The organism is Christensenella hongkongensis (assembly GCF_000981035.1).
GTDB classification, from domain to species: Bacteria; Bacillota; Clostridia; order Christensenellales; family Christensenellaceae; genus Christensenella; species Christensenella hongkongensis.
Window position 1 is genome coordinate 38,991 of record NZ_LAYJ01000102.1, and the last position, 22,009, is coordinate 60,999.

Consider the following 22,009-nt stretch of genomic DNA (forward strand, 5'->3'; position numbering starts at 1 on the left):
AGAAAATTATGAAGAAGAGAATTTTGTTAGTAGTTGTCGCAATGCTGATGGTACTTGCGCTGTTTGCCGGCTGCGCTCAGCAGTCGCCGGCAGAATCTTCGGCAGACGCTTCCACGGCGACGGGTTCATCCGCTGCGGGGGAAAGCGCCGCTGCTGGCGGAGACGGAGGATCAAACCTCGAAAAATCGCTTGCGATCGATGTTTCCGGTTATACCACGCCGGACGGGAATCCGTTGTTTATCGATACGATTATTCCTGAGCCGCCGACGCGTCCCGAAGATCCGGATTCCCTTCCGGAAACGGATTCAGGCCACTGGTACGACTTCGAATATCCCTTTGCAAACGTAGAGAAAGAAACAATGCCGGAGTCCCCTGCGGATGGTTGTATTGGAAAAAAGATCATTGTAATCAAAAACGGCGACCATCCTTATCATACGGCCTATAACGAAGCGGCCGTACAGGCAGGCGAAATTTATGGCATGGATGTGGAAGTGATGTCCCCCAACTGGGATGTAAACGTGCAGACGCAGATGGTAGACCAGGCGATCAACGAACACCCGGACCTGATCATCTATCTGCCTGTTGACCAGCAAACATCCGCGCAGCACCTGCGTAAAATCTATCAGGCAGGCATTCCGGTGATTGGCTCGAACGTTATGCCCAGCCCGGAAGGAATGAAGTACCTGCTCAGCTTCAGCGCGCCGGACGATTGGGGACAATCAAGGCTCCTTGCACAGCAAATCGCCGAGGATGCGGGCTACAAAGGCGGCTATGCGATCATCACGCACAATCCCGGAGGATCGGCTTATTATGCGCGCGCTTACGGCGTCGTTACAGAGCTTGCAAAGATTGCGCCGGACATGAAGCTGCTTGATATCCAGACGCCGGGCATGGAGGCTGAGGAAGTTAAGCGCGTCGTATCCGACTGGATTACAAAATACGGCGACGACCTGAACGTAATTGCAACCTCAGAGACGACCGGCCAGGCAATCGGAGCGATAGAAGCCTGCGAAGCTGCGGGCCGTGACGATATCATTATCGGCGGGATCGACAACAGCGAAACAGCGCTCAATTATGTCAAAGAAGGAAAGCTTGCCTGCGCGACCAACCAGCCCCCCATGCAGGACGGCGCATTGCCCGTTCAGCTGGCAGCCAAGTGGTTTAACGGAGAAGAGCTTCCAACCGCAATCCTGATGACTCCCGGCGTAATCACAAAAGAAAACGTTGAGAATTATCTGCCGGCACAATGGTAAAAATTTGATAAAACCAAATCAAAAGGCCCGGACTAGTCCGGGCCTTTTGATATTCCGTGAAAAACGCGGTGATATTAAATTTCATCAATCCGCTTGCCTGATATAAGCGCCTGCAATGCTAATTTTAATACGCGGTTCACAGGAATGCTTGTTAATTTTTGGCCTGGTTGATATAATATATCGGCGGTATAGTATGGAACAGGGGATTGACGCCGATTCAAAAAAATCGCATGGAAAGATAGGGTAACGCAGGCATGACTACAGTGGGATATATCAACGTATCGCTTGAAATATGGGGAAGCCTTCTAACGCTGATCATCGCAATATGCCTGATGATCGGCAAAAAATCAAAGAGCAGGCAAAACCGCCTTTTCCTGCGGATATTAATCTGTAATATTGTTATTCTGGCAAGCGATGCGGCGGCATGGCTGAGCAAGGGAAGTCCTGATCCGGCAAACTACTGGATGGTACGGATAGCAAATTTTCTGGTTTTTTCATTTGGCTACCTGCTTCTCACGGCCTTTACCAATTATCTCACCAATTATATCGGGCAAAAGACAAATGTTTCGTATGCTCCGCTCAGGGCTGTACAGGTAATGTGCGTGGTTGCGGTACTATTTGTGGTTATTTCCCAGTTTAACCATATGTTTTACAGCTTTGACGGAAACAACCTGTACCACAGGGAAAGCTACTTCTGGGTTTCGCAGATTTGGGGTATTGTTGGGCTGTGCATCAATGCGGGCCTTTTGATCCGTTATCGCAAAAGCATGGAAAGAATCGAGCTTATCGCGTTTTCTTCCTATATTATATTGCCGGTGGCGGCAATGTGTATCCAGATATTTGTTTATGGAATCGCATTGCTCAACCTTGCGACGACAATTTCGATTTTGATCATTTTCCTGTTCATTCAGGAGGAGCAGGCGCGCAGGATCCGGCAAAGGGAGGCGGAACTTGCGGATGCAAAGGTTTCTATTATGCTAAGCCAGATACAGCCCCATTTTTTGTGCAATTCGCTGGCTGCCATTAAGCAGTTGTGCGATATCGAGCCTGAACAGGCGAAGGAAGCGGTCGTGGAATTTTCAAATTATTTGCGGGGCAACCTCGATGCGCTCACAGCCAAAGGGTGTATTCCGTTTGAACGGGAAATGATACAGGTCAAAAGCTATCTTTCCCTGGAACAAAAACGGTTTGGAGATATTTTGAAAGTGGTTTATGATCTGCGGGCACAAAGCTTCCTGATTCCGCCTCTTACAGTGCAGCCCATTGTGGAAAACGCCGTGCGCCACGGCATTACCAAAAAGGAAGACGGCGGGACGGTAACGATTTCAACCTGTGAGACGCAGGAATCCTTTGTCATAACTGTTTCAGATGACGGGGCAGGCTTCCGGGTGCCAGACAGGGACGATGGCGGCAGCCATCTGGGCCTTGAGAATGTGACAAAACGGGTAAAGGATATCTGTGGGGGAGAGGTTGTGGTAAACAGCCTGCGGAATCAGGGAACAACAGTTACGATTACAATCCCAAAGGGGGACGGCGAATGCGGAGCATTGCCGCGGTGCTGATCATTATCACCAGTGTGATTGGCAGGTAACGCGGGCGTTTCCCTGCAAAAACAGAAGCAATAAATACAAGCCCGGCAACAAAAATTGTTGCCGGGCTTTTTGTGTTGCCGAAAATCTGGCGCATGCGAACCAAAAATCAGAAATCACACAGAAGTCACACATACGGCGTGAGTGATCCGTTTGACTCCTTAAAATCAAGTACAAACTACCTTATCATGAAAACTCAGGAATGAATATATGAGTGTGGTTATATTCATTCGCGCGGTCTGCATATTGTAAAGGGCCGTGTATGGGCAAACCAGGCTTATGAAAGAGGAATTGCAGGAAAAAAGATGCAGTTGACAGTTACAACAGATTACGCAATCAGGATTATTATGTATCTCGCCAAAACCAAACGGGTAACTTCGGCGGGAGAGATATCTGAAAAAGTAGGGATTGCGAAAAAGTCGCTGCTTGCGACGGCGAATAAATTAAGGAGCGCAAACCTGATCACCGGGCATATGGGGGTATCGGGAGGCTACAGCCTCCTGCAAAAACCGGAGAACATTACAATTCTGGATATTTTGAAGGTAACCGAGGGACCGTTTAAGATTATGCGTTGCCAGGAGCATGAGCCGTTCTGTTCGTGTTTTGCGGCGCAGGAATGCCCAACCCACAGCTTTTATCGTGAGGTACAGGAAAAACTGGAAAGGCAGTTTGAGGAAACGACGATCCAGAAGCTGATTGACGGAAGTAAAAAAAGCACACAATAAACACCGAAGGAGATACTTGTGAACGTAGCATTTTGTGACGACTGCAAGGAAAATATAACTTTATATACGGACATACTCAGTACGATCTGTGAAAAACACCGTATTGACCTGGATATTACCCCATATCTGAGCGGAAAGCAGATGCTGTTTGAATTGAGCGACACAAAAGAGGAGCCGGACCTGATTTACCTTGACGTCGATATGCCCGGGATTAATGGCATAGAGACGGCAAACAGGCTTCGCGATAACGGAAGCGAAAGCGAGATCGTGTTTTTAACGTCGGCGACCTCACATAACGTCATCCTGCAAGCGTTTGACGTGGGCGCCTTCCACTATGTAGTCAAAGAGGAAACCAGCCGGGAGCAGTTTGAAAAAATATTTTTGAAGGCGTTTGAAAAATGCCGGAATAAAACGCGTGAAACGCTGATCTTTTCCTGCGCGGGAGAGATACGCAAGGTTTTTGTAAAGGATATCCATTATTTTGAGATACAAGGTCACTATATCAATGTATATTATGACAACACCAGCTTTGAGTTTTATTCCACCTTCGGAAAGATAGAAAACATGCTGTATGATCACGGCTTTTTAAGAGCGCACCGTTCCTATATCGTATCGGTGGATAAAATCGCACGGATCAATATAGGGATGAAGGAAATAGAGCTTTCGAACGGGGAAAAGGTTCCCATCGGAAGGGTATATTTGAAGGCGGTAAAAGAGGCATGCAGCTGAACCCGCAAGGTAAAAGGCGCGTATGCTCCCTGAAAATTTTAATCTGAAATATGCGGAGGGTTTCGAAAGTTTTGGTTTCGCGGACATTGGACGGGTTAATGTAATGTTGGCAGAGCGGCAAGCCGGTAAAGAAGAGGTCTGCCGGAGCTGCCGGAAAACATGAGAAAGAAACACAATGAAGGAGAAGCCAAATGGGAAGCTTTGGAAACAGATTATTTGCAGCAATCGGGCTGGAGCGCGTTCCGGTGGATGAAGCTTACGCATATGAACCGGAGCGGGAAGATTACGACGAACAGAAACAACCTGCCAAAAAAAGAAAGAAGAAGACGCAGAAAAGCGACGGCGATAATATAGTCAGGCTTTATGATTATGAGGCCAATATTATGATTTTCAGGCCGGAGCATTTTGAACAGGTCAATGATATTGTAGGCAACCTGGAACAAAATACGCAGGTGGTAATCAACCTTGACGATGCAAAGGAAGAAACGGCGCGCCGCATCGTTGATTTTGTCAGCGGGGCGTTGCTGGCGCTCAGGGGCAGCCTGTGCAGGGTATCGCAAAGCATATACGTCGCCACGACGGCAAATGTGTTTATTGAAACCAGCGGCAACATCGATTGCCCGTCAAACCTGGAAGAAGCTGCCGTCGCTGACTAAAACGGAACGAATACCAAAGGCCCGCACACAAAACGTGCGGGCCTTTGCCGTTTGTGGAAATAGTATGTGATATCGTACAAAGGATTCAGTGCCGGGCGCATAAAACGCCTCCCTTCGGAGACGCGCCGTACAGTTCAAAAAATCAAAACTGAGTACGGCGCGCTGCATCCGCCTATTCAAGCATAAGCGGCGCAACGTGGTCATGGCTTCTCAAGCTCCTCGGCGCGGCATCTTATGCGCTCGCCCGGTGGCCTTTTTGACACGGCAAAATCAACCGCCCGGAATTTACGGGGGCGCGGCACGTTCGATGAGCGCAAGCTTTTCGCCGCGGGACAGCTGCTTGATTTCGTATTCGCGCCGCATGGCCGCCTGCTTGCTGTCGGCGCATTCCAGATAAACAAGCTTCACGGGCCGCCGCGCCTTGGTATATTTTGCGCCGTTCCCGCTTTTGTGGGCGTTCAGCCTTTTGCTTATGTCGTTTGTCCAACCGGTATACAGCGTGCCGTCTGCGCACAAAAGGATATAGATGCAGTTTTGCTTTTCCATTCGGCTCCGTTCCGGCCCGGCTTAGGGCCTTTCTATCACAAATCATACCAAAATAAAAGGCCTGCCTCAAGCGCCGTTTTGCCGGGGACGCGTAAATGCGCTGCCATGGTGGGGGTTTAAAACGCTTACAGAAAAATCAGGTTTATCTCAGGAGGCGCTTACTGCTAAAATTAATTTGCTTTTGGCCGGGCGGGGGTGTTTACTAAAATAAAGAGAAATTGGCAAGGAGGCGGGAAATGATACTCAGCGTAAGCAGGCGCACGGATATTCCGCGGTTTTATTTTGACTGGTTTTTGAACCGGCTAACGGAGGGCTATGCGCTTGTGCGAAATCCCATGAACTTTCATCAGGTGAGCAGGATAACGCTTTCGCCGGACGTAGTAGACTGCATTGTGTTCTGGACCAAAAATCCAAAGCCCATGCTGGAAAAACTTGACCGGATTGCCGCTTATCCTTACTATGTCCAGTTTACGATCAATCCCTACGGCAGGGAATTTGAAGGCAACCTTCCGGGAAAAAACGAGCTTGCCGATACGTTCAAACGCCTGTCGGAGCAGCTGGGCCCGGAGCGGACCGTTTGGCGTTACAGCCCGGTTCTCATCAACGAAACCTATACGGAGGCGTTTCATGTCGATTTTTTTTCGATGCTTGCGGAGCGGCTTTCGGGCTATACGGAGCAGTGTAAGCTAAGCTTTATCGACCTGTATGCCAAAATCAAAAAACGGATGGCTGCGCTTGGCGTGGGAGAGATTCCGCAGGAACAGAAAAACCGGCTTGCACAGCAGTTTTTCAAAATCGCGGCTGGGCAGGGTATTGCGGTTTCCGCGTGCGGAACCATCGACCTTGCGGCAGCGGGCGTGCCGCCCGCAAAATGTATTGACGACGCGCTTATTTCGCGTATCACGGGGTATCCCTTCCATTTGAAAAAAGATCCCGGTCAGCGCGGGGACTGCTATTGTGTTTCCAGTGTGGATATCGGCGCGTACGACACCTGCGGCAATGGCTGCGCTTACTGTTATGCCAATGATTCCGGGCAGGCCGTAACGCGTAACTGCAAACAGTACGATCCCGCTTCGCCGCTTTTGTGCGGAAGCCTGATGCAAGGGGATAAAGTTATGGAACGCGCGGTGAAATCATGGAAGGAAAAGCAGACGCAAATGCGGCTTTTTTGACTGGTTTCAGGATTTCTGCGCCCCGGACATATTTTCGGCGGCTTTGCAGACGTGCCGCATTGGTGTGAACGTTCCCCTAATCAGTGCCGGTTTTTAACGAACCGGGACGACAAAATATCAAAAATCGATTCGTTTGCCTTTAAAAAGCATGCTCTCGAAATAATTCCAATGGATGAAATATATTTCTTACAATTTGAATTGCGAAATATATTTCCAAAATAAAAAATTATCTTGACTTTGCGCCCTGATGCAATTATTGTATTAAAAAAGAGACACGGAAACAATCCAGAAAATTCTTACACATAAAAAGCAACCGAATTCGATTTTACATACGGCGTTCCCAAAACAGGGAAAAACCGCCGGTGTTTTAAAAATTCGAAATGTGGGAACGTTCACAGAATTTGTGGAAAAGCGGCTTCAGGATACTGTCAGAATCTGAACGCAAAAATACACATTTTCGTTCAGTCAGAATTTTATGGTAATCAATTTATTTTTGATTGAAAACGCCTGAACAGGCGTTTTTTTTTGCCCTTTTTTCGGGAACGAAAATGTGTACGCTGTCAGTCAGGTTACAAAAAAGCGTTTTGTTTGGGGGAAGCGGCAATGGCGAAACAAAAATATCTGGTGCTCGATTTTGGCGCGAGCCACGGAAGATGTATTGTGGCGAAATATGACGGCGAAAGCTTTGAAATGGAGACTGTGCACGAATTTGACAATATTCCGGTAAGGTTTGCGGGAACCCTTTATTGGGATGTGCTGCGCCTTGCGAATGAAGCCAAAACAGGGATCAAGGCGGCATATCAAAGGCACCGGGATCTTTGCTCGGTTGGAATCGATACCTGGGGCTGCGATTTTGGATATCTGGACAAATGCGGACGGCTGCTGGAAAATCCGGTCAATTACAGGGACGAAGCGCGTTATATCTACAAAAAAGAACTGGACGAGACGTTTGGAGAATACGAAATTTTTAAGCTCGGCGGCACAAATACCAATAACATTATGGGCCTTTACGAGCTGTACGCGCAAAAGCAGCAGGATGCAAGCGCGCTATGCGCGGCAGAGCGGCTGCTTATGATGCCGGACCTTTTGAATTATAACCTTACAGGCGTTGCAGTAAATGAATATACGAACGCGACCATGACGCTGATGGTGGATCAGGAAAACAAGCAATGGGAAAAACGGTTTTTTGAGCGCCTTGGGCTGCCGCAGCATATCTGCAGGGAAATCCTGCAGCCGGGTACGCTGATTGGCGAAATACAGCCGGGCGTTGCACGTGAATACGAGGTTCCGCAGCTACCGGTTGTCGCCGTGGCGACACACGATACCGCAAGCGCGATGGCGGGCGTGCCGGTCAGCGCAGAGCAGACGCAGGACTGGGCGTATATCAGCCTTGGAACATGGGCGATCTTTGGCGTCGAAGGGAATACGATCCACCGGGACAGGAGAACCTTTGAGCTGGGCTTTGCCAACCAGGGCGGCTGCGAAGGCAAAACAAATCTTGTAAACCTCTTCACCGGCTTGTGGGTGATTCAGGAATGCCACAAACGCTGGAGCGAAGAAGCGGGCAGGAAGCTCAAATGGGACGAGGTAATCGATGCGGCGCAAAAAGCCGGGGGCGGCAGGGCGTTTATCGACCTTGACGCGGAGGAATTTGCACATCCAAATCCCAATATGCCGCTGCGGATACAGGAGTACCAGAAAAAGCGCGGCGGTTATGTGCCGCAGGGCATGGGAGAGGTCGCGCGGTGCGTGTACGACAGTCTTGTGCTTGCCATCAAATATTGCGGCCTTGCGATTGAGCGGATCACAGGAAAAAAACTGGAATTGCTTCATGTGGTCGGCGGAGGCTCCAAAAGCAGTGTTTTATGCCAGTGGATTGCGGATGCGATTGGCGTGCACGTAAAAGCGGGGCCTGCGGAAACAACGTCGGTTGGGAACCTGCTGATGCAGATGAAGGGTCTTGGACATATCGGCTCGCTGCAGGAGGGAAGGCAAATCGCCGCGCGTTCGGCGGACACAAAGGATTATTATCCTGCCAAAGGCGGCGGCTGGGACGATCTATTTGAACGTTATATGAAGGCAGTGGGGAAAACAATATGAAACAGTCGCCTGAATTATACCTTGTACTCGATAACTGTTTTGCGATCAAGCGCTGGGTAAGGCCTGCTGAATGGATGCGCGTGGCAAAGGAAATCGGTTTCTCCTACGTGCAGGCCAGTACGGACAACGAAATGGATCCGTTGTTCTCTACGGAAGGTTATATGGACGAGTGGTTCCGGGAAGTGGAAAAGGCGCAGCGGGAAACAGGCGTTACGGTCGCCAACTTTTTCACCGGCTACCAAACCTACCGTACCATAGGCCTTGCGCACCACAACGCGGGTATGGCGGAGCACCTCAAACAAAACTGGATATTCGAGCTGATGCGGCGTGCAAAAGGCCTTGGGGCAAAGGGCCTTGGCTTTAGCTTCTGGGCGATACCCGAGGCGGCGATGCAGCAGCCGGATGAATATAAAAAGCGCGAAGGACAGATCATACGCATCATGCAGGAAATAGCCGCTTATGCCCGGCAGATTGGCGGGTTTGAAGTAAGCTTCGAGCAAATGTACGTACCCTACCAGCCGCCCTTTACCATTGGACAGACGGAACGGTATTTACAGCGCGTCTATGAAGCGAATGGGAATCCGGCCTATGTCACGCTGGATACGGGGCATATGATCGGTCAGGCAAAATACCAAAAGCCCACGCGTGAACAGCTTGTGGAAAGCTTTGGTAAAGAGCGGCCCGGCATATGGCTGGGCAGCGACAGGCAGTACGCGCAGTGGCAAAGCTTTCGCAAGAGCGGCGATTACGAGAGGGGCGCGGACGAAATCCTTTCCGGCATGGAGGAATACGGGTACCTGTTTGCAGGCCCGGAGGATACGGACGAATACGAGTGGTTCCGCAGGCTCGCAAAATATTCGCCGATCGTGCATATGCAGCAGACGGACGGCGTAACCGCGGGGCACGTTTCATTTACGCCAAAGGCCAATAAAACGGGCATCATTACTGGAGAACGCCTGCTCTCAGCAATCGCGGAATCCTATGCCCGCGAGGATGAAATCATGCCCCCGGCAGAAAAGATTTATCTCAGCTTTGAGCTTTTTTATTCCAATATGGCGACCAAATACAGCATTTTCGAGCAGCTTCGCGAGACGCTTGCGTACTGGCGCAGGTTCATCCCGAGGGATGGGATCACACTTGCCGAAGCGCTCAAAAATAGAAAGGCATAACAGGAAGGGGAAGTCCTTCCGGAAAGTTTATAGGTACCTTTTCAAAAATCTAAATCGAGGGTGAAGGAGAATTTCAGGAATGAGTAGGGAAGAGTTGATCCGTCTGAAACACGTGAGCAAAACGTTTCCGGGCGTGAAAGCGCTGCAGGATATTTCCTTTGGGATCAATAAAGGAGAAGTACACGCTTTGCTTGGCGAGAACGGCGCGGGGAAGTCCACGCTGATCAAAATACTGGCGGGTACTTACGAACCGGACGAGGGCTCGGAGGTCTATATCGAAACCGAAAAAGTGACGAGCCTTACGCCAATCACCGCGGTCAAAAAGGGAATCGCGGTCACTTATCAGGATTTTTCACTGTTTCCAAACCTGACGGTTGCGGAAAACATCGCGATCAGCGGGGTGATCGAGGAAGGGAAAAAAACTGTTAACTGGAAGGCGCTCAAAAAAACGGCGCAGGCGGCGCTTGACAAAATCGGCGGAGGAATCAGCGTAGACGCGCGGCTTGGAAGCTATTCCGTAGCAAAGCAACAGCTTGTAGCAATCGCGCGTGCGCTCGTGTACGACGCAAAGCTCATTATTCTGGACGAACCGACCTCGTCGCTTTCGTCCTCAGAGGTACAGCTTTTATTCGATATCATAGATGGCCTCAAGAAAAAAGGCATGGCCGTGCTTTTCATCAGCCATAAGCTTGACGAAGTGTTCCAGATCGCCGACAGAATGACGATCATGCGCGACGGGCAGTATATGGGAACCTACGAAACAGGGGATATGGACAGGCGTAAGGTCATATCCCTTATGGTAGGCCGAAACGTGGAATTTGAGCGTACGGGTACTACGTCCGCAACAGACGTGCCGCTGCTCGAGGTAAAGAGCCTTTCCAGAAGGGGAAATTATAAGGATATCAGCTTTACCCTGCATAAGGGTGAGATACTTGGTATCACGGGGCTTGTGGGCGCGGGACGGACGGAAATGTGCGAGACGCTGTTCGGCCTTTCGAAAGCAGACAGCGGGCAGGTCATCCTCAATGGAAAAAAGGTGTCGTTTTCAAATTCCAGCGAGGCTGTAAAGGAAGGCTTTGCGTTCGTGCCGGAAAGCCGGCAGACGGAAGGGCTGGTGCTCGAGAACAATGTGGAAGAAAATATAACGATCAATATTCTGGACCAGCTGGTCGGCAAGCTCAGTATCGTGGATAAAAAGCAGCGAAGTGAAAAGGCGAAGGAGTATATCAATATGCTCAACGTAAAGCCGCCCTATCCGGAGATGCAGGTGTCAAAGCTGTCCGGCGGGAACCAGCAAAAGATTGTAATTGCAAAATGGGTAGCAACGCATCCCAGGGTAATGGTGATCGACGAGCCAACCAACGGCGTAGACGTCGGGGCCAAGCAGGACATCCACAACATCCTGCGCGAGCTTGCCGCACAGGGAATCGGCGTGATCATGATTTCTTCAGACCTGCCGGAAATACTGGCGGTGTCAGACCGGATACTTGTCATGAGAAGAGGGCACATCGTCGCCGAGTTCAATGGTGACGACGCCACGCAGGAACTGATCATGAATGAAGCAATTCTGTAAGCAAAACGATTGTGGGTGATTACTATGAATAATGTAAAAAAAGTACTAAAGACAAAAGAAGGAATGCTGCTGGGCATCATTATTATCATCGTAGCAGTTATTTCAATCGTAAATCCGGTTTTCTGGAGACTGGATAACCTGATGGACATCCTCAAAAACTGCGTTGTGCTGGGCATACTGTCCTGCGGAATGCTGCTTGTGGTGCTCACCGGCGGCATCGACGTATCCGTAGGCGCGGTCACCGCGGCGTGCGCGTGTATTGTGGGGACGTTCCTCATGCAGGTTTCGGATAATATTTTCCTGGCGCTGCTTGTGGGGGTGGGCGCAGGCGCGCTGATGGGGCTCGCCAACGGACTGCTCGTAGCGCGGTTGCAGATTCCTCCTATTGTAGCCACGCTGGGCACGTTCAACATCATAAACGGCATCGTAAAATATGCAACGAACGGTACCTGGATCACAGGTATCCCCCAGAATTTTATCGATTTTGGGCAAATCAGCTTTTTCAATACCACGGTGGACGGCGTTACAAAGCCGGTCGGCCTGCCCATACAGGTGGTGTTCCTGATCGTTGTGGCGGTCGTCACCTGGGCGCTTCTGAAATACACCCGTTTTGGCAGGAGCGTTTACGCGGTGGGCGGTAGCCGGGATTCGGCGCAGCGCATCGGCTATAACATCAAAAAGACGGAGACGCTGCTGTATATGTACCTTGGCGCGCTCGCGGGAGTTGCGGCGCTGGTGCACACGTCCATTTACCGCCAGGTGGATCCCAATTCCTTCGCAGGATTCGAAATACAGGTCGTTGCGACCGTGGTAATCGGCGGAACCAACATCCAGGGCGGTTACGGCTCCGTATTTGGGGCGATCCTTGGCGTGGTGTTCATGACGATCCTGAACAACGGCCTGATCCTGATGCGTATCCCAACCTTCTGGCAGCAGATCGTGGTCGGGATCATCATCGTGGTCGCGGTCAGTATCGACGCGATCAGCAGGTACAACACCGAAAAGAACCGCCGCAAGGTCGACGTGGCGTAAGCGGAAGGAGAGGTAGGGAATTATGTTTAAGAAAAATCCAAAAGAAAGCGTTCTGCTGATCGTATGTATCGGTGCGTTCATACTGATGTCCATCCTGTCTCCCAGGGATTTCCTGACGGCCACAAACCTGCAGTCCATGGCATTCCAGATTCCGGAGCTTGGCATCATGGCGCTCGCCATGATGGTGGTGATCCTCACCGGGGGCATCAACCTCTCGCTGACCTACGTGGCGTCGCTGTCCGGCATTACCATGGCGCTTGTAATCAGCAATCTTTATTCATCCGGTGCAGATCCGGCGGTTTCGATTGTACTGGGGCTTGTGGCCGGTCTTGCAATGGTGCTTGGATGCGGGCTGTTAAATGGTTTTCTGGTCGCGCACCTTCACGTATCGCCAATCCTTGCGACGCTTGGAACGATGATGCTTTTTGAAGGGATTGGGCTCAATCTCACGGAAGGACGGGCGATCTCCGGATTCCCGGAAAGCTTCAGCGTAATCGGCAACGGTACGGTGGCGGGAATACCAATTTCACTGATTATTTTCATTGTGATTGCGATCGTCGCGTGGCTCGTTATGGAGCGCTCGCCCTGGGGCACAAAGCTGCACATGCTGGGGAGCAACGAAACGGCAGTCAGTTATTCCGGCGTCAACGTCAAAAAACAGCTGATGCAGGTATATCTCTTAAGCGCGGTGTTTTGTTTCCTCGCAACGCTCGTTATGACGGCGCGCTACAATTCCATGAAGGTGGATTACGGCTCGTCATATCTGCTGCAGAGCATTCTTGCAGTGGTGCTTGGCGGGGCGAGCATTGCGGGCGGCTATGGAAAGGTGTTTGGCACGGTGGTGGCTGTATTCACGCTGCAAATTGTGTCGAGCGGGCTCAACATTTTCGGACTCAACCGGTTCTTTGTGGATATCGTGATGGGCTGCCTGCTGATCGCAGTGCTTGCGCTCAACTTCGTCTATTCCAAAGTACAGGATAAAAATATGCTGAAAAAGATCAAGGCAAACGAAGCATGAAATTTGCGGGGAAAAACCCTGCAGAAAAAATAGATTCAGAGGAGGAATCAATATGAAAAAAATAGTTGTATGGGCGTTATGCGTCATCATGGTGTTCTCTGTGGTACTCACCGGTTGCAGCGCCGAGCCGGCTGCTTCTTCAGCTCCTGCGGAGGCTTCGTCTTCACAGGCTTCTTCAGACGATGGCGGCGCGGCTGCTTCTTCGGACGGCGGCGCAAAAACAGACGGCTCCAAGGTGAAGGTAGTTATCATGCCCAAGCTCGTTGGTATCCCTTACTTCAACGCGGCTGAAAAGGGCGCGAAGCAGTGTGCTGAGGATATGGGCTTTGAAGTGATTTACGCAGGGCCGACGGAAGCGGACGCAACGCAGCAGTTCAAAATGGTGGAAGACTACATCGCGCAGGGCGTAAACGCAATCTGCGTGGCGCCAAACGATCCGGCAGGCCTCACTCCGGCGCTCAAAAAGGCAAAGGAAGCGGGCATTGCGGTTATTGACTGGGATACGGCTGCGGAAAAGGACGCGGTGGACTATTCCATCCATAACGCGGACGACCAGGAGCTTGGCGAGCATATGTTCCAGAAGCTGTTCGAAGCAATCGGCAAGGACGAAGGAACCTACGCAATCCTCACAGGCGGCCTCGAGGCAGAAAACCTCAACACATGGATCAAGTACGGTATGGACTGGGCAGAGCAGAACTATCCCAACATGAAGCTCGTGACGGATAAAATCCCCACGAATGAAAAACAGCAGGAAGCTTATTCCAAAACGCTTGACCTGATGAAATCCTATCCTGACCTTGACGGTATCATGGGCATGAGCACGCCCACGGTTCCCGGCGCAGGGCAGGCCATCCAGGAGCTTGGCCTGCAGGATCAGGTTGCGCTTGTCGGCCACGCGATGCCTGCGGACGCAGCCGAATATATCAAAGACGGCTCTGCAGACTGCGGCGTTCTGTGGGATATCTATAACCTTGGCTACCTCACGGCTTATGTCGGCTATATGGCGGCAACCGGCGGCGAGATCAAGGACGGCGTAGACGTTCCAAATGTCGGCGCGCTCCAGCTCAAGGAAGATGGCAAGACGATCATCTTAGGGCCTCCGCTTGATATCACAAAGGAAAACGTAGACGAACTCTCCAGCAAATTCTAACGGCAGAAAAATGAAATGAGTGGTTGCGGGCGGGCTGCGGTCCCGCCCGAATCACTGTATGGGTGAAAATCCCCGCAGGTTTGAAATGGAAAACAAAAAGAAAATCAATATACTGGATGTTGCGAGCCACGCGGGAGTATCAAAAACGACCGTATCGCGGGTGATGAACAACAACGGATATGTCGCGCAGCGTACGCGGGAAAAGGTAAACAGGGCGATCAGCGAGCTCAATTACGCGCCCAGCGCATTTGCGCAAAACATACGGACAGGCAAATCAAAGACGATTGCAATGATGATCCCGGACACGTCAAACACCTTCTACATGGAAATTTTCAAGGCGGTGGAGGATATTGCGCTCAAAAACGGCTATATGGTCATATTGTGCAATACCAGAAGATCGTTTGAAACGGAAGTAAAGTATGCGGATAAACTCATGAAACGCAATATTGACGGCCTTTTGTATTTTACACAGCAAAGGACGCCAAAAAACGAAGCGTTTTTCAGGGAGCTTTCAAAAAAAGTACCATTGGTTTTTATGGACTATGCGTTTGCGGATGTGGAAGACATCTGCTGCGTTGCGATGGAGTGCAAAAGCTGCTCGATGGACGCGGTAAAACTGCTCTACGATAAGGGAAAACGCAACATTGCCTATATCAACCTTCCGGACGCCAACAACGTAACGCTCAACCGCTGCGAGGGATATAAGCAGGGCCTGCGGAATTTAGGGCTCTCCTGCCGTCCCGGGCTTGTGATTCTGCCAAAGGAGAGCAAAACGCGCACCATGGTGGAGATCGGTTACGGCGCTGCAAAAAAGCTGATCACGGAAAACAGCGACGTTGACGCTGTGATGACCGCGTCCGACCAGCTTGCCATCGGCGTAATCAAATATCTAAAGGCAGCAAAAATAAGGATTCCGGACGACGTCAGCGTATTGGGCTTTGACGATACCGTCATGTGCGAAATTGTAAACCCGCCGCTTACGACGATTCGCCAGCCAATCCGGAAAATGGGCAACGAAGCGGCAAAGCTCCTGATCAAAATGATTACGGAAGAACAGATATCGCAGATCAAGATCATTTACAATGGTTCTGTCATAGAGCGGCAGAGCACTTAATACTTACAGGAAAAGGGAGATATAGTCATGAAATACAGTGCAATTATCGGATCGCTTGGGCAGACGAGCGACCGTTTTATGAAGTGCGGTTATAAGGATCCGCAGGTGGATAACGTCGAGTTTCCGGACGTAATCGGCACGCTCGCGAAAACAGGCGTATTGCAGGGCGCGGATTTATACCAGGCTCCTACGGGGCCGCTTTCGGATCCGGACACGGTCAATGAGATCCTGACAAAAAACAGCTTTACGGCGTCCTCCGTACTGCCCCAGGTGTTTGGAGACAGGCAGTGGCAATGGGGCTCCATCACAGCCGCCGACGCGCATACGCGTAAAAAAGCAATGGAGCTGATGCGGCAGAATATCGATTTCAACGCGAAGCTTGTCGGCAGCCCGAGCGTAAACCTTTGGCTGGGGCAGGACGGTTTTGATTATCCGCTGCAGACAAACTACGGTAAGCAGTACGATTACCTGATAAAAAGTGTGAGGGAGCTTGCGGACTACAACCCGAACATCAGGCTGACGCTTGAGGGAAAGATCAGGGAACCGCGTAACAGGTGCCTTGTCGATACGACGCTTACCGCGCTTCTTATGTGCATGGAGATAGACCGCGATAACGTTGGCGTGGCAATCGATACGGGCCACGTATTTTACGCACAGCAGAATGTGGCGCAGAATATCGAAGTCGCGGCGCGCTACGGAAAGCTTTTCATGATGCACGTAAACGACAACTACAACCTGTGGGACGACGACATGATCGCCGGATCGCTGCGGTATATGGAATATATCGAAATGTTTTACGCACTCAAAAAAGTCAAATACGACGGCTTTATGTCCATCGATATTTTCCCATACAGGGAGGACCAGTACGAAAGTACGCGGGAAAGCGTGCTCACCATGCAAAAGTTTGATGAAGCGGTGGACCTCATTGGGTTTGACAGGCTTGCGGAGCTGATCGAGGAGGGAAATCCGAATAAAACGGTGAAAGCGGTACGCGAAGCAATTTTTAAGTAAGGGGACGGATATGAAAGCTTGCATTTATCATGGAATTGAACAACTTGCGGTGGAAGAAAGGGAACGCCCCGTCCTGCCGCAGGGCGGAGCGGTGGCAAAGATACTGAGGGCGTCGGTGTGCGGCACAGACCTGCGGGCGTACCGCTCCGGCAGCGATAAAATCGAGGACGGCAGGATTATCGGACATGAGGCATGTTATCTTCTGGAGGATATTTCGCCTGAAATAAAAGGATACGAAAAGGAGGAACGCGTGATTGTCGCGCCCGCAGTCGGCTGCGGCGAGTGCCGCCAGTGCAAAAAAGGCAAGACAAATATGTGCGATACGCTAAAGACCATTGGTTTTGAATGGGACGGCACGTTCGCGCAGTATTGCGCGATCCCTGCGCAGGCGTTTCGCATGGGCAATGTAATCCGTGTGCCGGAGCATGTTTCGGACGTACAGGCGTGCCTTGCGGAGCCGGTGGCGTGCGCCATCAACGCGCAAAGCTATCTTACCATTGGCAAGGGAGATGCTGTCCTCGTGTTTGGCGCGGGCTACCTTGGCTGCATCCATGCGGAGCTTGCCTTCCTGAGCGGGGCAAAACAGGTGATTATTGCGGAGATTTCCGCAAAGCGCAGGCAGCAGGCGCAAAAGGACGTAAAAGGCGTTGTTACGGTGGATTCGTCCGCGCCGGATTTTAAGGAACAGATCGGAAAAGTTACAAATGGCAGTGGCGTAGACGTTGTGATCACAGCCTGCCCGGCGGGAATTACTCACAAAACAGGGCTGGAGCTTTTGAATAAGCTTGGCAGGATGAGCCTGTTTGGAGGGCTTGCGGGCGATGGGCACGGATTTTTGGACAGCAACCTGATCCACTATAAGGAGGCGGCGGTTTACGGCGTACACGCATCCAGCGCAGAGCACAATAAACAAGCGCTTGACCTGATCGCAACAGGCAAGCTGGACGTAACAAAATACGCGCAGGAATACCCAATGGAACATATTGGGCAGGCAATGAAAGACCTGATTGCAGAGGATGTGGTAAAAGCGGTTCTTAGCTGTGAAAAGTAAATAAAATCGTTTGAATTGATTTCCCTACTGAAAAAGGGGCTGCTCCCCGGATGATTTTATAGCAGCTCCTTTTTTATGTGATATCGTGCATGCTTACGAGCCAGCCGCAATCCAGGGCAACAGGCGCGGTCCGCAAAAGCCGACTGTACCCGCGCGAAATGGACAAGGGCGATAAGCGGCTGCTGGGCACAACCCCATAACAGCTATCCGCATTTCCTGCATGCGCGCGATTTCCCGGATTCTTCGGCGCTGCCCTCAAGGATTGTTTTTGATTTGGCAAGGGAGCTGCAGTCAGGCGTAGTATGGTAAACTTTTCCGTTTGGCGTCCAGTAAACGGTCTGCGTACGCGGACTGACCGTCTCTTCCGGACTCGCGGTCTTATCGGTTGCAGGCGCGGATGCAAGGGGATCCTCCGCCATATTGTCTTGCGTTTCCTGCATTTGTGGGGATACCGTTGACGTGGGCAGGGGTGTGGGCGAAGCGGCTTCCGGGGCCGGCGTATCTGCGGGCGTTGCCTTTGGAGTAACCGTTATGGCGGGAGCATGGGAAATGGACGGTTCAAAAGCCTCCCTTTCCGCACCGCAGGCTGCAAGCGGTACGATGAGTATAACAGATAATAACAGGGCAATCATTTTTTTCATATCGGGACTTCCTTTGGAAGATTTTACAGGGATGTGCCCCCTGCCTGTTATCATAGCACCTTTCACAGCCCGGTTCCACTGCCCGGCAGTGATTGGATGGAAGAAAAAACATGTCGTGACAAAATGAAATGGGATTTCAGTGTTTAAAAAGTGCGCTCCTGTTTAAAATTAAGTTACCAAGGAGGTGCGTTATTATGGCAGTAGAAAAAACAGATCCGGGCGAATTTGTGGACGAGGAAGCGGTTGTTCTCACAAATCCGGCAGATGAGGAAGAATTTGACAATGGAGTATCCGCATCCTTTATCCGTTTTGACGATATGGATGAAGATAAACCGGAAGCTTCAAAAGAAAAATAAGGCGGAAGCATAAGCCGCCCGTCAGGGAAATGATGAACCGTCCGTTCGGGCGGTTTTTTCTTTTTGCTTTACAAGGCCGATAAAAGCCTGAAGAGGCTGTGTCAGGTATTTGTCCCTGTGGTAAACGATGTAATTGGTGTTCTCAAGTGAAAATCCCTCGATACAAAGCTGCGTCAGGGTTCCCGCCGCAAGTTCGTTTTTTATCAGGATTTCCGGCAGGATGCTGACGCCAAGCCCGTTTTTTGCCGCTTCGATCAACGCCTGCGAGTTGACGCTTGTCCATGCGCCCTCCGCGGATAAATGCTTGAGAAGCAGCACGCTGTCAAAAGCGTCGCGTATGGCGCTGCCCTTTTCCCGCAGCAGGAGCGGCTCGCGCACAAGCGCGTCGATGGGGACAGGGCCTTTTTTTGCAAGCGGATAGGAAGGCGAGCAGACGACAGTAAGCGTAAAAGAGGAAAAAGGGAATTTTACGAGCTGTTTATGCGGAATCACGCCCTCCACAAGCGCCGCGTCGATTTCATTGTCCATCAAACGTTTCTGGATGTTCCGGGCGCTGTCTACCTCCACCCGCACGGGTGCGCTGCAAAGGCCTGCGAATTCACGCAGCAGCGAGGGGAGCAGAAAGTTTGCAATGGTAATGGACGAGCCGAGGCGTATGGGCGCGGGATGCGCTGCGCCACACGCATCCGATGTGAGGTCACCGTAAAGCTCCAATATGCGGGTAGCCTTATCGAGAAACGTTTTTCCGGCTTCCGTCAGGTATATCCGGCGCGCGATCCGGTCAAACAGCACGCAGCCGGTTTCCGCCTCAAGGCTGCTGATCATGTGCGATACGGCAGGCTGCGTCATGTAAAGGCTCTTTGCCGCGCCGGTAAAGCTGAGCTCCCTGCATACGGCCTGAAAGACCTGCAGCTGGCGTATGTTCATATGGTTGCGCTCCAATCCATTACTAAATAATCATGATATCAATAAAATAATAACATTTCATTGATCGATCTGCAACTGATATAATAAATGTATCAAAAGGGGGCTGTTGCAGGTGGAAGAAGGAAAAAAGGTATCGTGGCTGTGGCTGTTTGGAATTAATTTTGTCATCAGCGCATTCACGTTTGGCGGCGGATATGTGGTTATTCCCATGATCCGCAAATATTATGTGGAAAAAAAGCACGTGTTCGGAGAAAAAGAGCTGATGAACCTCGCGGCGATTGCGCAGTCCTCTCCCGGGGCGATTGCAATCAATCTGTCCGCGCTCGCGGGCTATAAAGCGGCAAAGCTTCCGGGCGCTGTCATCAGCTGTGTTGCGGCGGTTGTTCCTCCGCTTATCATTTTGTCGGTCATCTCTTCGTTTTATACGGTATTTCGGGATAACTGGGTGGTCGCCGCCGCGCTTAAGGGAATGGAAGCCGGCGTGTGTGCGCTGATCGTGGATGTGGTGTGGGACATGAGCAAGGCGGTATTCGGGGAAAAGCAACCGCTCCTGTGGATATTGCTGCCCGCTTCGTTTGTGCTTGTGTTCTTCTTCCAGGCGAATGTGATGCTTGTGATCATAGGGGGCGCTGCGCTGTGCTTTATAACCGGATGGCTGAATAAAAAGAGGGAGGCGCGCCATGGGCACTCTGGTTAACCTGTTGGTAAACTTCCTGCAAATCGGGTTATTCAGCATTGGAGGCGGATATGCGACGATTCCGCTCATCCAGGAAGCGGTTGTAAATACCCAGAACTGGCTGAGCTTCCAGGAATTTACGGATATCATTACCATATCGCAAATGACGCCCGGGCCGATTGCAGTCAATACCTCCACGTTCGTCGGGATACGGATCGCAGGTATTCCGGGCGCGCTTGTCGCAACCTTTGGATGTGTGATTTCAGGCTTTGTCATCTCCATCCTGCTGTTTTGCATTTTTGAAAAATACAAAAATACGAATGGGGTTATGAGCGTGCTGGGCGGCCTTCGAGCCGTATCGGTGGGGCTGATTGCCGCGTCCGCAGGAACGATTTTGCTGATTGCGCTTTGCGGCACGTCGGATCTCTTTTCAGGCGCGGCGCAGATAAATGCAGCCGCCCTTATGCTGTTTGGCGCGGCGCTCTTTATCCTCAGGAAATTCAAGTGGAATCCAATGCTTGTCATGGTGCTGTGCGGCGCTGCGGGCGTTGTGATTTACGGTTTTTTCAGGCTGTAACGGTATGATCACGAAAACAACTGAATAAACCGGCCTTCCCGGGTTATCATTAATGTAAATACGTTTTACCAGGGAGTAAATTATGCTGAGATACATTGACCATACAAAAATGGGACGGGGGATCCATGGCTGGCTGGACAGCCATTTCCACTTTTCCTTTGCGGAATATTACAATCCTCAAAATATCCAGTTTGGAGTACTGCGCGTGGTAAACGACGACATGGTACAGCCGGGCACGGGCTTCGACACGCATCCGCACCAAAACATGGAAATTCTTTCTTATGTGGTGCAGGGAGAGCTGACGCACGCGGACAACATGGGAAACGAGCAAACGCTCACACGCGGACAGGTGCAGTACATGAGCGCAGGTACGGGCGTACTGCACAGCGAATACAATATGGGAAAAGACCTGCTGCGTTTCCTGCAAATCTGGATTCTGCCGGACGCCTCCGGGTACCAGCCAAACTACGGAGATTACCGCTTTAAGCTTGAGGACAGGGAAAACAGGTGGCTGCCAATCGCCACGGGCACTGACAACGGGGGCTCCAAAGCGCCAATCCGCATCCATGCGGATATCAACGCCTATGCGTCTATCTTAGGGGCGGGAAAAAGCCTTGCGTTTATGACAGGGGAAGACCGCCAGGCATACCTTGTCGTAGTGGAAGGCGAAGCGGAAATCGAGGGAATCCGCCTGGGAGAACGCGACGCGCTCGAAATCACCGGGCAGGACGTCACGATAAAGGCGCTCAGGGATACGCATATGGTCGTCATCGAAATGGCGAAAGCCTGATAAAACAAAGTAAAAAGACCGACAGAAATAAAATTGTCAACAATGTAAAGTAAGGACGTATATTTTTTAAAATAGCGTCCTTACTTTTTTGTATAAATCCGTTATAATAAAGAAAAAGAGCAATTACAACATGCGAAACTTACACACCATTTCA

Annotated in this window: 22 protein-coding genes; 19 read left to right on the forward strand and 3 right to left on the reverse strand. The window is 51.0% G+C overall.

Annotated elements, in window-relative coordinates:
• The first annotated feature begins 8 nt into the window (after positions 1-8).
• The 5 genes from CHK_RS08795 to CHK_RS15720 all read left to right on the forward strand — a co-directional run bounded on the left by CHK_RS08795 (position 9) and on the right by CHK_RS15720 (position 4,952).
• Positions 9-1,253, forward strand: coding sequence for a sugar ABC transporter substrate-binding protein (locus tag CHK_RS08795; RefSeq protein WP_046443682.1), 1,245 nt, complete (start codon positions 9-11; stop codon positions 1,251-1,253).
• A gap of 254 nt (positions 1,254-1,507) precedes the next feature.
• Positions 1,508-2,815 (forward strand): sensor histidine kinase, encoded by a 1,308-nt coding sequence (locus CHK_RS08800; protein WP_046443683.1) that lies wholly within the window; start codon positions 1,508-1,510, stop codon positions 2,813-2,815.
• 332 nt (positions 2,816-3,147) lie between these two features.
• Entirely contained in the window at positions 3,148-3,567 is a 420-nt protein-coding gene (locus tag CHK_RS08805) for an RrF2 family transcriptional regulator (protein WP_046443684.1), read from the forward strand.
• An 18-nt stretch (positions 3,568-3,585) separates the two neighbouring features.
• Positions 3,586-4,296, forward strand: a complete 711-nt coding sequence (locus tag CHK_RS08810; RefSeq protein ID WP_052740474.1) for a LytR/AlgR family response regulator transcription factor — start codon at positions 3,586-3,588, stop codon at positions 4,294-4,296.
• A 191-nt stretch (positions 4,297-4,487) separates the two neighbouring features.
• Complete coding sequence (locus tag CHK_RS15720) at positions 4,488-4,952, forward strand: cell division protein SepF (protein ID WP_052740475.1); 465 nt, start codon at positions 4,488-4,490, stop codon at positions 4,950-4,952.
• Positions 4,953-5,237: 285 nt separating this feature from the next.
• Here the strand turns inward: CHK_RS15720 and CHK_RS08820 are convergent, their stop codons facing one another.
• A complete protein-coding gene (locus CHK_RS08820; RefSeq protein WP_046443685.1) occupies positions 5,238-5,498 on the reverse strand; it encodes a GIY-YIG nuclease family protein in 261 nt (86 codons plus the stop codon).
• 236 nt (positions 5,499-5,734) lie between these two features.
• On the opposite strand from CHK_RS08820, the gene CHK_RS08825 reads away from it, so the two are divergent.
• The 10 genes from CHK_RS08825 to CHK_RS08870 all read left to right on the forward strand — a co-directional run bounded on the left by CHK_RS08825 (position 5,735) and on the right by CHK_RS08870 (position 17,888).
• Complete coding sequence (locus tag CHK_RS08825) at positions 5,735-6,670, forward strand: DUF1848 domain-containing protein (protein WP_046443686.1); 936 nt, start codon at positions 5,735-5,737, stop codon at positions 6,668-6,670.
• 603 nt (positions 6,671-7,273) lie between these two features.
• Positions 7,274-8,770 (forward strand): rhamnulokinase, encoded by a 1,497-nt coding sequence (locus CHK_RS08830; protein WP_046443687.1) that lies wholly within the window; start codon positions 7,274-7,276, stop codon positions 8,768-8,770.
• On the forward strand, positions 8,767-9,939 hold the full coding sequence (locus CHK_RS08835) for an apurinic/apyrimidinic endonuclease family protein (RefSeq protein ID WP_046443688.1): 1,173 nt from the start codon (positions 8,767-8,769) through the stop codon (positions 9,937-9,939). Before CHK_RS08830 ends, CHK_RS08835 begins: the two co-directional genes overlap by 4 nt.
• Before the next feature lie 79 nt (positions 9,940-10,018).
• On the forward strand, positions 10,019-11,512 hold the full coding sequence (locus CHK_RS08840; protein ID WP_046443689.1) for a sugar ABC transporter ATP-binding protein: 1,494 nt from the start codon (positions 10,019-10,021) through the stop codon (positions 11,510-11,512).
• A 24-nt stretch (positions 11,513-11,536) separates the two neighbouring features.
• The gene (locus CHK_RS08845) at positions 11,537-12,544 is read left to right on the forward strand and encodes an ABC transporter permease (RefSeq protein ID WP_046443690.1); all 1,008 of its coding nucleotides are present in this window, start codon (positions 11,537-11,539) and stop codon (positions 12,542-12,544) included.
• A 22-nt stretch (positions 12,545-12,566) separates the two neighbouring features.
• Entirely contained in the window at positions 12,567-13,562 is a 996-nt protein-coding gene (locus tag CHK_RS08850) for an ABC transporter permease (protein ID WP_046443691.1), read from the forward strand.
• Positions 13,563-13,614: 52 nt separating this feature from the next.
• A complete protein-coding gene (locus CHK_RS08855; protein WP_052740476.1) occupies positions 13,615-14,712 on the forward strand; it encodes an autoinducer 2 ABC transporter substrate-binding protein in 1,098 nt (365 codons plus the stop codon).
• An 85-nt stretch (positions 14,713-14,797) separates the two neighbouring features.
• Positions 14,798-15,826 carry a LacI family DNA-binding transcriptional regulator gene (locus tag CHK_RS08860; protein WP_160295624.1) on the forward strand — a complete coding sequence of 343 codons (1,029 nt, stop codon included), beginning with the start codon at positions 14,798-14,800 and terminating at the stop codon, positions 15,824-15,826.
• Positions 15,827-15,853: 27 nt separating this feature from the next.
• Positions 15,854-16,837 carry a sugar phosphate isomerase/epimerase family protein gene (locus CHK_RS08865; RefSeq protein WP_046443693.1) on the forward strand — a complete coding sequence of 328 codons (984 nt, stop codon included), beginning with the start codon at positions 15,854-15,856 and terminating at the stop codon, positions 16,835-16,837.
• A gap of 10 nt (positions 16,838-16,847) precedes the next feature.
• Complete coding sequence (locus CHK_RS08870) at positions 16,848-17,888, forward strand: alcohol dehydrogenase catalytic domain-containing protein (protein WP_046443694.1); 1,041 nt, start codon at positions 16,848-16,850, stop codon at positions 17,886-17,888.
• Positions 17,889-18,091: 203 nt separating this feature from the next.
• Here CHK_RS08870 and CHK_RS08875 read toward each other — a convergent pair whose 3' ends face one another.
• Entirely contained in the window at positions 18,092-18,529 is a 438-nt protein-coding gene (locus CHK_RS08875; protein ID WP_046443695.1) for a hypothetical protein, read from the reverse strand.
• A 194-nt stretch (positions 18,530-18,723) separates the two neighbouring features.
• On the opposite strand from CHK_RS08875, the gene CHK_RS16625 reads away from it, so the two are divergent.
• Complete coding sequence (locus CHK_RS16625; RefSeq protein WP_156415150.1) at positions 18,724-18,885, forward strand: hypothetical protein; 162 nt, start codon at positions 18,724-18,726, stop codon at positions 18,883-18,885.
• A 21-nt stretch (positions 18,886-18,906) separates the two neighbouring features.
• Here CHK_RS16625 and CHK_RS08880 read toward each other — a convergent pair whose 3' ends face one another.
• The gene (locus CHK_RS08880; RefSeq protein ID WP_046443696.1) at positions 18,907-19,812 is read right to left on the reverse strand and encodes a LysR family transcriptional regulator; all 906 of its coding nucleotides are present in this window, start codon (positions 19,810-19,812) and stop codon (positions 18,907-18,909) included.
• 112 nt (positions 19,813-19,924) lie between these two features.
• Between CHK_RS08880 and CHK_RS08885 the strand changes: the two genes are divergently transcribed.
• The 3 genes from CHK_RS08885 to CHK_RS08895 all read left to right on the forward strand — a co-directional run bounded on the left by CHK_RS08885 (position 19,925) and on the right by CHK_RS08895 (position 21,855).
• Positions 19,925-20,509 carry a chromate transporter gene (locus CHK_RS08885; protein ID WP_046443697.1) on the forward strand — a complete coding sequence of 195 codons (585 nt, stop codon included), beginning with the start codon at positions 19,925-19,927 and terminating at the stop codon, positions 20,507-20,509.
• Positions 20,493-21,065, forward strand: coding sequence for a chromate transporter (locus tag CHK_RS08890; protein WP_046443698.1), 573 nt, complete (start codon positions 20,493-20,495; stop codon positions 21,063-21,065). Before CHK_RS08885 ends, CHK_RS08890 begins: the two co-directional genes overlap by 17 nt.
• Positions 21,066-21,147: 82 nt before the next feature.
• Complete coding sequence (locus CHK_RS08895) at positions 21,148-21,855, forward strand: pirin family protein (RefSeq protein ID WP_046443699.1); 708 nt, start codon at positions 21,148-21,150, stop codon at positions 21,853-21,855.
• Positions 21,856-22,009 lie beyond the last annotated feature (154 nt).

Bases quoted from the DNA above. Each gene is read 5' to 3' on its own strand.
- CHK_RS08795 (WP_046443682.1), top strand. From the start codon at position 9: ATGAAGAAGAGAATTTTGTTAGTAGTTGTCGCAATGCTGATGGTACTT.
- CHK_RS08800 (WP_046443683.1), top strand. From the start codon at position 1,508: ATGACTACAGTGGGATATATCAACGTATCGCTTGAAATATGGGGAAGC.
- CHK_RS08805 (WP_046443684.1), top strand. From the start codon at position 3,148: ATGCAGTTGACAGTTACAACAGATTACGCAATCAGGATTATTATGTAT.
- CHK_RS15720 (WP_052740475.1), top strand. From the start codon at position 4,488: ATGGGAAGCTTTGGAAACAGATTATTTGCAGCAATCGGGCTGGAGCGC.
- CHK_RS08820 (WP_046443685.1), bottom strand. From the start codon at position 5,498: ATGGAAAAGCAAAACTGCATCTATATCCTTTTGTGCGCAGACGGCACG.
- CHK_RS08825 (WP_046443686.1), top strand. From the start codon at position 5,735: ATGATACTCAGCGTAAGCAGGCGCACGGATATTCCGCGGTTTTATTTT.
- CHK_RS08830 (WP_046443687.1), top strand. From the start codon at position 7,274: ATGGCGAAACAAAAATATCTGGTGCTCGATTTTGGCGCGAGCCACGGA.
- CHK_RS08835 (WP_046443688.1), top strand. From the start codon at position 8,767: ATGAAACAGTCGCCTGAATTATACCTTGTACTCGATAACTGTTTTGCG.
- CHK_RS08840 (WP_046443689.1), top strand. From the start codon at position 10,019: ATGAGTAGGGAAGAGTTGATCCGTCTGAAACACGTGAGCAAAACGTTT.
- CHK_RS08845 (WP_046443690.1), top strand. From the start codon at position 11,537: ATGAATAATGTAAAAAAAGTACTAAAGACAAAAGAAGGAATGCTGCTG.
- CHK_RS08850 (WP_046443691.1), top strand. From the start codon at position 12,567: ATGTTTAAGAAAAATCCAAAAGAAAGCGTTCTGCTGATCGTATGTATC.
- CHK_RS08855 (WP_052740476.1), top strand. From the start codon at position 13,615: ATGAAAAAAATAGTTGTATGGGCGTTATGCGTCATCATGGTGTTCTCT.
- CHK_RS08860 (WP_160295624.1), top strand. From the start codon at position 14,798: ATGGAAAACAAAAAGAAAATCAATATACTGGATGTTGCGAGCCACGCG.
- CHK_RS08865 (WP_046443693.1), top strand. From the start codon at position 15,854: ATGAAATACAGTGCAATTATCGGATCGCTTGGGCAGACGAGCGACCGT.
- CHK_RS08870 (WP_046443694.1), top strand. From the start codon at position 16,848: ATGAAAGCTTGCATTTATCATGGAATTGAACAACTTGCGGTGGAAGAA.
- CHK_RS08875 (WP_046443695.1), bottom strand. From the start codon at position 18,529: ATGAAAAAAATGATTGCCCTGTTATTATCTGTTATACTCATCGTACCG.
- CHK_RS16625 (WP_156415150.1), top strand. From the start codon at position 18,724: ATGGCAGTAGAAAAAACAGATCCGGGCGAATTTGTGGACGAGGAAGCG.
- CHK_RS08880 (WP_046443696.1), bottom strand. From the start codon at position 19,812: ATGAACATACGCCAGCTGCAGGTCTTTCAGGCCGTATGCAGGGAGCTC.
- CHK_RS08890 (WP_046443698.1), top strand. From the start codon at position 20,493: ATGGGCACTCTGGTTAACCTGTTGGTAAACTTCCTGCAAATCGGGTTA.
- CHK_RS08895 (WP_046443699.1), top strand. From the start codon at position 21,148: ATGCTGAGATACATTGACCATACAAAAATGGGACGGGGGATCCATGGC.